This window comes from Nocardiopsis sp. ATB16-24, from assembly GCF_030271535.1.
GTDB lineage: Bacteria > Actinomycetota > Actinomycetes > Streptosporangiales > Streptosporangiaceae > Nocardiopsis.
Genome location: NZ_JASCXJ010000007.1, coordinates 1 through 11,885, shown reverse-complemented (window position 1 = coordinate 11,885; position 11,885 = coordinate 1). Strand labels below are relative to the sequence as shown.

Below are 11,885 nucleotides of genomic sequence, written 5' to 3'. Positions count from 1 at the left end.
GTCCGCGCGCCAGAGGCGGACCGGGCGAGGCCGCGGACCTTTTCCACGCACCCGCTCGGCTTGGGCTCACCACTGTGCCCGCGGGGTTTGGCGCCGGGCCTCACGTATCCCGTAAGGTTCTTTGCATGCCCGTCTTTCAGTTCAACCCGCCGGAGCGGTTCATCGCAGGCACCGTGGGCCAGCCGGGGGACCGCACCTTCTTCCTCCAAGCCGTGGGCGAGGGGCGCATCACCAGTGTGGTGCTGGAGAAGGCCCAGGTCGAAGCGCTCGCCACCCGCATCGAGGAACTGCTGGAAGAGGTGCGGCGACGTTTCGGGGCCCTGGTCGAGGACCTCGACACACCGGAGGACGAAGGGCCCCTGGAACAACCCATCGAACAGGACTTCAGGGTGGGCACGCTCGCTCTGGCCTGGGACGCCGAGGCGGCCCGTGTGATCATCGAGGCCCAGGAGATCGACGAGACCGCCGGTGAGGACATGATCGAGGAGGAGGAACTGGAGGTCTTCGCAGAGGAGGCCCCCGCCCACCGCGACGTACTGCGTGTCTACCTCACCCCCGGTGCCGCCCGCGCCTTCGCCGGACGGGCCATGAAGGTGGTCGCCGCCGGGCGTCCGGACTGTCCACTGTGCGGCCGTCCGCTCGACCCCACCGGCCACATCTGTCCTCGCCAGAACGGTTACCGTCCGGACCGTCTCGTCTGAGACCGTGCATGACAACGACATCCGCGGGCCCGTGGGCGCGCACACCCGGGAGTCGGCGATGAAGGGGACCGCCGACGCCTTCGACGGCCTGAGCCCCGACGTCGGGCTCGATCTGCTGCGCACCGGCGAACTCACCGTCGAGGGCCGGTTGACCGCCGCCTCCAACACCACTCTCTACTGCACCGTCTCCGACGGCGTCCGCTCCGCGGCCTGCGTGTACAAGCCGGTGGCGGGCGAGCGTCCGCTGTGGGACTTCCCCGAGGGCACCCTGGCCGGTCGTGAGGTCAGTGCCTACGCCGTGTCCGAGGCTCTGGGATGGGAGGTCGTCCCTCCCACGGTCCACCGCGACGGCCCCTTCGGAGAGGGCATGGTGCAGCTGTGGGTGCACGGCGACGCCACCGTCGACCTGGTCGCCCTCTCCCGCCGGACCGACGACCCCGCCCTGCGCCGCATGGCGGTGTTCGACGCGGTGATCAACAACTCCGACCGCAAGATCGGCCACCTGCTGCCCACGCCCGGCGGTCATCTGTACGGCTGCGACCACGGCGTCTCCTTCGCCGAGGACTACAAGCTGCGCACCGTGCTGTGGCAGTGGCGGGGACAGCCGTTGCCGGAGGAGGCCCTGGAGGCGCTCGCGTCGGTGCACGCCGCGTTGAAGGACCCCGAGGCCCCCCTGTCCCGGGAGCTGACCGAGCACCTGACCGAGCCCGAGGTCCAGGCGGTGCGCGGTCGGGTGGAACTGCTTTTGGACCACGGCGTCCATCCCCACCCGGCACCGGACTGGCCCGCCGTGCCCTGGCCGCCGATCTGAGGCCCGGGCCGGGCGGTCGCCGGCGGGCCCCACGGACCGTGATGGGGCGTGCGACCGCGAGGGACGCCGACAGCGGGGGACGAATCCCGACCACAGGAGCGGGGCGATGGCGTGTCCGAGGCCGATGACGGCACAATGGAGCACGTGAGCAACCAGTGGAACTACCTTTTCGACATGGACGGCGTGCTCGTGCGCGAGGAGCACCTCGTGCCCGGTGCGGACGAGCTCATCGCGGAACTGCGCGAGAACCAGACCCCGTTCATGGTGCTGACCAACAATTCCATCTACACTCCGCGCGACCTCCGTGCGCGTCTGCTCAACATGAGGCTGGACATCCCCGAAGAGGCCATCTGGACCTCGGCCCTGGCCACCGCCCAGTTCCTCCAGACCCAGCGTCCGGGTGGTTCGGCCTACGTCGTGGGGGAGTCCGGTCTGACCACGGCCCTGCACAACGCCGGCTACGTCATCACCGAACGTGATCCCGACTACGTCGTGCTCGGCGAGACCCGCACCTACAGCTTCGAGGCCATCACCCGCGCGATCCGCTTGGTCCGTAACGGAGCCAGGTTCATCGCCACCAATCCCGACGAGACCGGGCCCAGCGCCGAGGGGCCCCTGCCCGCCACGGGAGCGGTCGCCGCTCTGATCGAGAAGGCCACGGGGCGCCGCCCCTACTTCGTGGGCAAGCCCAATCCGTTGATGATGCGTTCGGCGTTGCGCCGGATGGGCGCCCACTCGGAGAACACGCTCATGGTCGGCGATCGCATGGACACCGACGTGCTCAGCGGTCTGGAGGCGGGACTACAGACGGTCCTCGTGCTCTCGGGCATCTCCGAACGGGAGACCGCCGAACAGTTCCCCTACCGGCCCACGCGGGTGATCGACTCGGTGAAGGCCCTGGTGGGCGCCAGCCAGGACCCCTTCCACCAGGCCTGAGGGCGGTCGTGTCCGCACTCGCTTCCGTGAAGGGGCTCCTCGACCTCCCGTGAAGGAGCCCTCCGACGTCCTTTCGGTGGGCCGTACCCGGTCGCCGGAACGTCGCGAAGACGACGACGGGGGCGGTGGATCGATGTCCACCGCCCCCGTGGTGTCGTGGAGTGGTCAGGCGCTCTGGCGCTGTTTGGAGATCTCCTCCACCTTCGCCGCCTCCTCGCGGCGGCGTGCGCGCAGTACGGCCAGGCGCTCGGCGAGGACCTCTTCCAGGTCCTCCATGCTCCGGCGCTCCAGCAGCATGTCCCAGTGGGTGCGTACCGGCTTCGTAGCCTTGGGCTCCTCGCCGGTACCGTCCCGGCGAAGAGCGCGGTCGCCGCAGAAACGGCACTCCCACTCGGCGGGAATTTCGGCCTCGGTCGCGAAGGTGACCGAGAAGCGGTGGCCCCGGGTGCAGTCGTAGGTGACTTCCTGTCGCGGAGCCAGGTCGGTGTTGCGGTCGTTCTCGTAGCTCGTCGCCCCGAGCCGGGTGCCGCGAAGTGCTCGCTCGGCCATCGTGTGGGTGCCTCCCAGGCGCTTGTGCGGTCTCGCGGGGTGTAACACTTCGGTCCACGTCAAGATTCCCCGCTCACCCGAGGTCGAACCACCCCGGGCCCGGGCCCACCCCGTTTCTCCAAGCGTGCGTGGTTCCGGTGCACCGAGTCTGGCACATGTGACCTGGAACACTCCGAGCCGTCCTTTCCGGGTGTGTCGCTATTCCGGTCCCGGTCGGAGAAAACGGTATCCGTGTCCTACCCGGACCTATGTCCCGAACGTTCGGTGTCCACGTGGTCGCTTTCGGTTCCTTGCGCGGGCGTTGGTGTAACCGGCGGAAACGCCGATCTTCCTCGGCAGGGTCGAACTCCGGATCGCCTCTTCCGTTCTGAGGCGGCCGTCTCGGACCACTCCCTGTGGAGTGGTCCGCCTCGCCCCCGCCGTCACACCGCGGCGCCGCTCCCCAGGCCTCGACGCGAGTTCGTCGGGAACCCCGTAAGAACTCTGTTCACGCAGATCACGGTAGTCGAACGCGAGATCACGGCAATGAGAGGCGAGGATTTCCGCACCGTATTCGGTCGACGGTTATCACCCTCCGGCGCCGGTGCGGGAAGTCGCGGCACACGGCCTGCCACGCCCTGACTCCGCGGTCATAAAGGTCATTATCCCGACATGGATGTCTGTGGAGACTGGTGGTATGTTTGCTCGCTGTGCGCCGAAAAAAGCATGTAGAGGCCATTTAGTCCCTCCTTTCGGCGTTCCCCGCGCACGAAGAAACCCCACCTTCGGCGCCTCTCTCCTCTGCGAGAACAGGAATAACGACCCGGCTGGACATGGAGTCCCATGACTGCTTGGAATCCCCCCCGCCCCCGCGGCTCCGTGCCGTCGTGGCTGGCCGTGCCACGCTGGCTGCTCCTCTTGGTGGTGGCACTGCCCCTGTGGGCCGTGACCCCCTGGGTCCTCCCCGAGGCCCGGGCCTTGCCCCTCCTGATCGCCTCCGCCGTCCCCCTGGTGCTGGTGGCGGTCCTGGCGCTGCTCCTCAACCGTCGTGGCGATGAGGTCCACCGACTGGGCGAACGACTCGAAGCGCTGCGCGCCGACACCGCGTCCCTGGCCGAGGAACACCTGCCCCGTCTGGCCGACCACCTGCGCGCGGGCGACTCGGCCGACACCGCTCTGCGCCGCCTGCCCGTACCCTCGGACCACGGTGGACGCGCCCTCCTGAAGGCCGCCGCCACGGAGATCGCCGCCGCGGAACGCCGCCGCTCGGCCGCCATGGTCGCCTGCGCCACCGCGGCCGGTCGAGTCCAGGCCCTGACCACCACCATGCTCGCCGACCTGCGCGGCATGCAGGAACGCCACGGTGACGGCCACGCCGGCACCGAGATCCTCGGCGACCTCATGCATCTGGACCACAGCACCGCCCAGGCCGGACGCATCGCCGACAGCATCGCGGTCCTCACCGGTGCCCGCTCCGGCCGCCGTTGGGGACGCGCCATCAGCCTGGAGAGCGTCGTGCGCGGCGCCATGGCCAGGATCGGCGCCTACCAGCGTGTTCGCGTCCACAACGTGTCGACCCAGGCGGTCGCCGGATTCGCCGCCGAGGGCGTCATCCACGCCCTGGCCGAACTCCTGGACAACGCCGCCAAGTTCTCCCCGCCCACGGCCGAGGTCCACGTCCACGTGGAGGAGGTCCAGGCCGGTGTGGCGATCATGGTCGAGGACGGCGGACTGGTCATGGGAGAGGAGGCCCTGCGCCGCGCCCGCCACACCGTCGAGAACGGCCTCGACCTGGCCACGATCTCCGGAACCCGCCTCGGCCTGTCGGTCGTGGGGCAGATCGCCCACCGTTACGACCTCTCGGTCTCCTTCCGCCCCTCCTCACGCGGCGGTACCGCGGTGATCATGCTTCTTCCCCAGAAGCTCATCAAGCCCCTCCCCGCGCCCGTCGTCTCCTCCGAGTCCGCGACCACGCGGCTCCAGGCCGGCGAATCCGCCCCCTCACGGGCGACCACGCACGCCCAAGCCTCCGAGCAGGGAGCCTCCATGGGAGCCACTCCGTCCCCCTCCCCGGAGTCGACCCAGGACACCTCCGCCTCGGACGCCAACGGACTTCCTCAGCGACGCCGCGGCCAGACCCTCGCGGCCACCGAAAGCAGCAGGCCCACTCCCCGCAAGGACGTTCCCGCCACCTCACCGAAGGGGTTCGGCGCCTTCCGTTCCGCGGTGAGCGGCCGACCGGATAAGGACGCATGATGGACCTCGACAAGTTGACCTGGCTGCTCGAAGGACTGCTGGAGCGCACGCCCGGCACCCGGCACGCCCTCGTGCTCTCCCGCGACGGGCTCAAACTGTGCCACAGCGCCGGTCTGCGCACCGACAGCGCCGACCACCTCGCCGCGATCGCCGCAGGAGTGCAGAGCCTGGCGCACAGCGCGTCGGTGGAGTTCGGCGACGGAGCCGGTGGTGTCCGCCAGGCCATGGCCGAGTTCTACGGTGGACTGCTGTTCATCGTCGAGGCGGGGCACGGAGCCCACCTGGCCGTCATCACCTCCGAGGAGGCCGACCCGGGCCTGGTCGGACACAACATGAACGAACTGGTCGAGCAGATGGGCGAGTATCTGTCCACCCCGCCCCGCGCCTCCGCTGGATCGGCATGATCCGCCCCCATCAGCAGGAGGGCCCCGACCGCTTCTACGTCATCACCTCGGGCCGTAGCGGCGGGGCGGACGAATCCTTGGACGCGGTGGCCCTCATCGTGGCAGAGAGCGAACCCGTTCCCGGCATGCAGTCCGAGCACGCCCGGATCCTGCGGTTGTGCCGCAGCCCGACGGCCGTGGTGGAGGTCTCCGCCCATCTGCGCCTGCCCGTGGCGATCACACGCATCCTGCTCACCGACCTGCTCGACACCGGGCAGATCACCGCGCGCCACCCCCGGCCGGCGCCGTCCCCCGCCCGCCCCCTCGCCTCCCCGGACGTGTTGGAAAAGGTGCTCGTTGCACTCCACAACCTCTGATGAGCCCTCCGCATCCCCCTCACCGACGCACGGACCCTCAGTGAGCCCTGAACCCGCTCCCGCCCCCCTGCCGGCCACCACAGAGCAGGCCCTGAAGATCGCCGTCGTCGGAGGCTTCGGCGTCGGCAAGACCACCCTGGTCCGCTCGGTCAGCGAGATCCGACCCCTCAACACCGAGGAGACCATGACCCGTGCCGGGGACGGCGTCGACGACCTCTCGGGGGTGGAGGGCAAACGCTCCACCACCGTCGCCTTCGACTTCGGTCGCATCACCCTGGACGCCACCTCGGTCCTGTACGTCTTCGGCGCCCCGGGCCAGGAACGCTTCTGGTTCCTGTGGGACCGGTTGTTCTCCGGAGCGCTCGGCGCGGTCGTGCTGATCGACACCCGGCGCATGGAGGACTCCTGGTACGCCATCGACCGCCTGGAGGTCCAGGGCACCCCCTTCGTCGTCGCCCACAACGACTTCGGCGACGCCGAGCACACCCTGGACCAGATACGCGCGGCCCTGGACCTGGACCCCGCCATCCCCCTGGTGCGCTGTGACGCCCGCAAACGGGAATCGGCCAAGAAGGTCCTCATCGCCCTGGTACAGCACGTCCGCTCCCTGGTGACCGCGCAGGCCCGGTGACGCACGGACCGACCCCCCTTCACCGCCCCGAGGATGACCGTGAACAACGCTCAACCCGTCCGGTTGTCGGACGTTCGCTTCACCACCGATCTGGCCGCCTTCCACGCGTGGATGCACCGTGAACACGGCCCCGTCGTGCCCGTCCTGTTGGAGGGGGACATCTCCGCCTGGCTGGTCATCGGCTACAAGGAACTGCACCACGTGCTCAGCACCCCCTCGGTGTTCGCACGCAGCTCCACACGCTGGAACGGGTGGGATCGTCTTCCTCCGGAGTCGCCGTTGCAGACGGTCCTGGCGCCGATGCCCAACCTCCTCTTCGCCGAGGGGGAGGACCATCGACGGCGCTCCGCGGCGGTCGGGGCCGCGCTCGACTCCGCCCCTCCCCATGAGCTCAGGACCGTGGTCACCCGTCTCGCCGACCGCCTCATCGACGAGTTCTGCGGTGACAGCCGCGCCGACCTGCGCACCCAGTACGCCGAATGGTTACCGAGCCTGGTCCTGGGCCGGCTGTACGGCTTCGACGACCAGGAGGTCCGAGCGCTCGCCAAGGCGATGAGCGCCCTCTTCGACTCCTCCGGACCGGAGGTCTTCGAGGCCTACACCGAACTCGTCGGACGCTTCGGCGCGGCCATCGCCGCACGCCGGGCCGCCCCCGGCTCCGACGTCATCTCGCACCTGGTCGCCGACCCCCTCGGCTACACCGACGAGGAACTCACCGCCGAACTCATCGGGATCCTCGGCGGAGGCGACCAGCCCACCACCGAGTGGATCGGCAACGCCCTGCGTCTGATGCTCACCGACGATCGTTTCTCTGCCTCCTTCTCCGGCGCGCGCAGCAATGTGCGCGACGCCCTGGCCGAAGTGCTGTGGGAGGACTCCCCCTCCCAGATCAACGCCGGCCGCTACGCCGCCCACGACGTGGAGCTCGCCGGCCGGCTCATCCGCCAGGGCGACCTGGTGATGCTCGGCTACGGCGCCGCCAACAGGGACCCCCGCGTACGCGACCCCGACCCGGGACGGGCGGGCGCCAACCACGCCCACCTGTCCTTCTCCCACGGCAAGCACGCATGCCCCCACGCGGCCCAGGGCATCGCCGAACTCATCGCGACCACGGGCATCGAGGTACTCCTGGACCGCCTGCCGGACATCGAACTGGCCATCCCACCGGAAGAGGTGCGCTGGCGCCCGTCCCCCTGGGCGAGGGGAGTGGTCTCCCTACCGGTCACCTTCACCCCCTCGTCCCCCCTAGGAGGATTCTGATGTCCTGCCCCGTGCGCGGTATCGGCGACACCGACGTCCCCTTCCTGAACCCCTACCCGGACGACATCCAGGCCCATCGGGAGGAGCTCTACCAACAGGGCCCGGTCACCCCGGTGGAGCTGCCGGGAGGGGTACGGGCCTGGGCCACCACCCACCACGCGGCGGCCAAGGCCACGCTCAACGACCCGCGCTTCGTCAAGGACCCCCAACAGTGGGCCGACTACAAGAACGGGAAGGTCTCCAAGGACTGGCCCTACATGGGCGTCCTGGCCTGGGACGGCATCAACATGCTCGGCCTGGACGGCGAACCGCACCGGCGGATGCGCCGCCTGACCGCCCACCCCTTCTCCGCGCGCCGGGTGGAACGACTGCGCCCGCACATCGAACGGATCACCGACGAACACCTGGACGCCCTGGAGGACCGCGCCCACGAACCCCTGGACCTGAAGAGGGAGTTCACCTTCCGGGTGCCGATCACCGTCATCGGCGAACTCTACGGCGTGGCCAAGGAGGAGTACGACAAGCTCGGCGAGCTGTACGCCCCGCTCTTCTTCGTCGACACCGACGAGGGCGAGCACCTGAGGCTCTACGCCCAGATCCACGCGTTCTTCACCGAACTGGTCGCCCGTAAGCGCGCCGACCTGGACGCCCACGACGACTTCACCACCGACCTGATCAGGTCCACCGAGGAGGGGGAGGACCCGCTCACCGAGGCGGAGATCATCGTCACCCTGCTGATGGTGGTGGCGGCCGGGCACGAGACCACGGTCAACCTCATCAACAACGTCATCCGGGCCCTGCTCAACCACCCTCGATGGCACCGGCGGCTGCGCCAGGGCCAGATCACCTGGGAACAGGTCATCGAGGAGACCCTGCGCTACGACCCGCCCAACAACGCGATCCTGTTCCGCTTCGCCACCGAGGACGTCCCCATGGGGGACGTGACCATCAGGAAGGGCGAGGCCCTGGTCACCCACTACGGCGCCATCACCAGGGACCGGGAGGAGTTCGGAGACGACCCCCACGTGTTCGATCCCACCCGCACCAAGGGACGCCACCTCACCTTCGGTTACGGCCCCCACATGTGCCCCGGCGCACCCCTGGCGCGGATGGAGGCGGGCATCGTACTGCCCAGACTCTTCGAGCGTTTCCCCGACCTGCGCCTGGCCGTCCCCGACGAGGCGCTGGAGAACGAGGCGGCGCTCATCGTCAACAGCCTGAAGGAGTTCCCGATCCTCCTCCGACCCTGATCAGGACCCGTGCGCCCGGCCCTCACCCCGACGGCCGGGCCGCGCGCCTGCCCGCCCTTCACCTTCTCCCGCCTCCCCGCCATCGGAAGGACCGAGATGGCCGATCCCGTCCGGTTGTACGACGAACGCTTCAACACCGATCCCCAGGGCTTCTACCAGTGGATGCGCGAGCGGCACGGCCCGGTCGTGCCCGTGCTCATGGAGGGGGACGTCCCCGCCTGGTTGGTCATCGGCTACCGCGAACTCCACCACGTCCTGAGCACCCCCGGTGTCTTCGCACGCTCCTCCCACCGCTGGAACGCCTGGCACCTGGTCCCCGAGGACTGGCCCCTGCTGCCCCTGGTGATGCAGCTGCCCACGGTCCTGTACTCGGAAGGGGACGATCACCGCAGGCGCGCCGGCGCGGTCAGCGACGCCCTGGCCGGGACCGACCCGCACGAACTGCGCATGGTCACCACCCGCATGGCCGACCGCCTCATCGACCGGTTCTGCGCCTCCGCCAGTGCCGACCTGCGCCCCGCCTACACCGCGCGGCTGCCCGCGCTGGTGCTGAGCTGGATGTACGGCCTGGACGACGAACGCGGGGACCACACCGCCTCCCTCATGACCACCATGATCGACGGAGGAACCCAGGCCATGGAGGCGCAGCGCGCCCTCATGGCCGCGATGGCCGAGATCGTCGCCGAGCGTCGGAGGGAGCCCGGACCCGACGTGGTCTCCCGACTGCTCTCCCACCCCGCGGGCTACACCGACGAAGAGGCCGTTCCCGAACTGATCGTCCTCCTGGGCGGCGGCAACCAGCCCACCGGCGAGTGGCTGGGCAACGCCCTGCGGCTGATGCTCACCGACGACCGCTTCGCCGTCTCCATCGCCGGCGCCCGCAGCAGCGCACAGCAGGCGCTCAACGAGGTCCTGTGGGAGGACACCCCCACCCAGGTCAACGCGGGCCGCTTCGCCGCCCACGACGTGGAACTGGGCGGGAAGACCATCCGCAAGGGCGACATGATCCTGCTCGGACTGGCCGGAGCCAACACCGACCCCCGCGTGCGGACCGCGCCGGGCTGCCCCAACGCCCGAGGCAACCACGCCCACCTGTCGTTCTCCCACGGAGAGCACAGCTGCCCCTATCCGGCACAGGAGATCGCCGAGATCGTCGCGACGACGGCCATCGAGGTGCTCATGGACCGGCTGCCCGACCTCGAACTGGCCGTCTCCCCCAAGGAACTGCGCTGGCGGCCCTCCCCCTGGATGCGCGGCGTCGCCTCACTGCCCGTCACGTTCACCTCCGTACCACCTTTGGGAGCCCTCTGATGTCCTGCCCCGTTTCCCACGGCCCCGACGGAACCGTGGTCCTGGACCCCTACGTCACCGACCTGCGCGCCGAACGCGAGACGCTCTACGCCGCCGGTCCCCTCACCCGGGTGGAGATGCCGGGCGGAGTCTCGGCCTGGGCCGTGACCCACCACGAGACCGCCCGCGCGTTGCTCACCGACTCCCGCCTGGTCAAGGACGTCGCCCACTGGGACGACCTGCAACAAGGCCGGATCCCCGAGGGCTGGCCCCTGCTGAGCACGATCCCCCCGACCCCCACCAACCTGCTGGGGACCGACGGGGCCGAACACCGGCGGCTGCGCCTGCTCACCGCCAGGGCCTTCTCCGCCCGCAGCGTCGAGCGTCTGCGCCCGCGCATCAAGGAACTGACCACCGAACTGCTCGACGCCATGGAACCCAAGGCCGACCGGCCCCTGGACCTGAAGGAGGAGTTCGCCTTCCAGCTGCCGATGAACGTGATCGGTGAGCTGTACGGGGTGGACCGCTCCGAGTTCGGCCACCTGCGCGACCTGTACGTGAAGTTCTTCTCCTCGGTCACCGGACCCGAGGAGTTCGCGGAGGTCTACACCACGCTGGAGCGCTACTACGACGACATGGTCGCGGCCAAGCGCGCGAACCCCGGGGAGGACCTGACAACCGAACTCCTCCAGGCGGGCGAGGACGGCGACGCCCTGACCGACCTGGAGGTGCGCGGCACCCTCCAGGTCACCGTGGCGGCCGGGCACGAGACCACCGTCAACCTGCTGTGCAACGCGGTGCGCGCCCTCCTGGCCCACCCCGAACAGTTCGACCTGGTCAAGAAGGGCGAGGTCGGCTGGGACGCGGTCGTGGAGGAGACCCTGCGCTATGACCCGCCCACCTCCAACATGCTCTTCCGGTTCGCTACCGAGGACGTGGAGGTCGGCGGACGCACCATCAGCAAGGGTGAGGCGCTGATGGTCTCCTACGGCGCCATCAGCCGTGACCGCGCCGAGCACGGCGAGGAACCCCACCCCGACACCTTCGACCTGACCCGCACCAAGGGCCGCCACATGTCCTTCGGTTACGGCCCCCACGTGTGCCCCGGCGCCACCCTGGCCCGCATGGAGGGGCAGATCGCCCTGCCGATGCTCTTCGAGCGCTTCCCCGACCTGCGCCTGGCCGTGCCCGACGAGGAATTGCGCAACCACCACTCCATCATCGTCAACAGCCTCCAGGAACTGCCCGTGCTCCTGAGGCCCTGACGGCCCGCCGTGCGCCCGGCCGCCACCGCGGCCGGGCGCCGTGTCCCTCCACCCCCCTTATCGCCACAGGAGGACCGAGATGGCCGATCCCGTCCGGTTGTACGACGAACGCTTCAACACCGATCCCCAGGGCTTCTACCAGTGGATGCGCGAGCGGCACGGCCCGGTCGTGCCCGTGCTCATGGAGGGGGACGTCC

12 protein-coding genes and 1 pseudogene are annotated in these 11,885 nt (G+C 69.6%); 12 read left to right on the top strand and 1 reads right to left on the bottom strand.

Going from position 1 to position 11,885, the window contains the following annotated elements:
• The first annotated feature begins 125 nt into the window (after positions 1–125).
• From PFX91_RS10005 to PFX91_RS09995, 3 genes are all read left to right on the top strand, one after another.
• A complete protein-coding gene (locus tag PFX91_RS10005; protein WP_285731136.1) occupies positions 126–701 on the top strand; it encodes a DUF3090 domain-containing protein in 576 nt (191 codons plus the stop codon).
• A gap of 58 nt (positions 702–759) precedes the next feature.
• Positions 760–1,512, top strand: a complete 753-nt coding sequence (locus tag PFX91_RS10000; RefSeq protein ID WP_285731350.1) for an SCO1664 family protein — start codon at positions 760–762, stop codon at positions 1,510–1,512.
• A gap of 135 nt (positions 1,513–1,647) precedes the next feature.
• Positions 1,648–2,448 (top strand): HAD-IIA family hydrolase, encoded by an 801-nt coding sequence (locus tag PFX91_RS09995; protein WP_285731348.1) that lies wholly within the window; start codon positions 1,648–1,650, stop codon positions 2,446–2,448.
• 165 nt (positions 2,449–2,613) lie between these two features.
• On the opposite strand, the gene PFX91_RS09990 is transcribed toward PFX91_RS09995, so the two are convergent.
• On the bottom strand, positions 2,614–2,997 hold the full coding sequence (locus PFX91_RS09990; protein ID WP_285731135.1) for an RNA polymerase-binding protein RbpA: 384 nt from the start codon (positions 2,995–2,997) through the stop codon (positions 2,614–2,616).
• Positions 2,998–3,819: 822 nt separating this feature from the next.
• Between PFX91_RS09990 and PFX91_RS09985 the strand changes: the two genes are divergently transcribed.
• The 9 genes and pseudogenes from PFX91_RS09985 to PFX91_RS23255 all read left to right on the top strand — a co-directional run.
• Positions 3,820–5,232: a sensor histidine kinase gene (locus PFX91_RS09985; RefSeq protein ID WP_285731133.1), complete on the top strand. Its 1,413-nt coding sequence runs from the start codon at positions 3,820–3,822 to the stop codon at positions 5,230–5,232.
• A complete protein-coding gene (locus tag PFX91_RS09980; RefSeq protein WP_285731347.1) occupies positions 5,232–5,636 on the top strand; it encodes a roadblock/LC7 domain-containing protein in 405 nt (134 codons plus the stop codon). Before PFX91_RS09985 ends, PFX91_RS09980 begins: the two co-directional genes overlap by 1 nt.
• Positions 5,633–5,992, top strand: a complete 360-nt coding sequence (locus PFX91_RS09975) for a DUF742 domain-containing protein (protein WP_285731131.1) — start codon at positions 5,633–5,635, stop codon at positions 5,990–5,992. The genes PFX91_RS09980 and PFX91_RS09975 overlap by 4 nt, the downstream gene beginning before the upstream one ends.
• 40 nt (positions 5,993–6,032) lie before the next feature.
• Entirely contained in the window at positions 6,033–6,623 is a 591-nt protein-coding gene (locus PFX91_RS09970; RefSeq protein ID WP_285731129.1) for a GTP-binding protein, read from the top strand.
• Positions 6,624–6,656: 33 nt separating this feature from the next.
• The gene (locus PFX91_RS09965) at positions 6,657–7,883 is read left to right on the top strand and encodes a cytochrome P450 (RefSeq protein ID WP_285731128.1); all 1,227 of its coding nucleotides are present in this window, start codon (positions 6,657–6,659) and stop codon (positions 7,881–7,883) included.
• Positions 7,883–9,133: a cytochrome P450 family protein gene (locus tag PFX91_RS09960; RefSeq protein ID WP_285731126.1), complete on the top strand. Its 1,251-nt coding sequence runs from the start codon at positions 7,883–7,885 to the stop codon at positions 9,131–9,133. The genes PFX91_RS09965 and PFX91_RS09960 overlap by 1 nt, the downstream gene beginning before the upstream one ends.
• Before the next feature lie 96 nt (positions 9,134–9,229).
• A complete protein-coding gene (locus tag PFX91_RS09955; RefSeq protein ID WP_285731124.1) occupies positions 9,230–10,444 on the top strand; it encodes a cytochrome P450 in 1,215 nt (404 codons plus the stop codon).
• Positions 10,444–11,688, top strand: a complete 1,245-nt coding sequence (locus PFX91_RS09950; RefSeq protein ID WP_285731122.1) for a cytochrome P450 family protein — start codon at positions 10,444–10,446, stop codon at positions 11,686–11,688. Before PFX91_RS09955 ends, PFX91_RS09950 begins: the two co-directional genes overlap by 1 nt.
• Positions 11,689–11,728: 40 nt before the next feature.
• Positions 11,729–11,885: pseudogene (locus PFX91_RS23255) on the top strand (cytochrome P450); the annotation flags it as partial.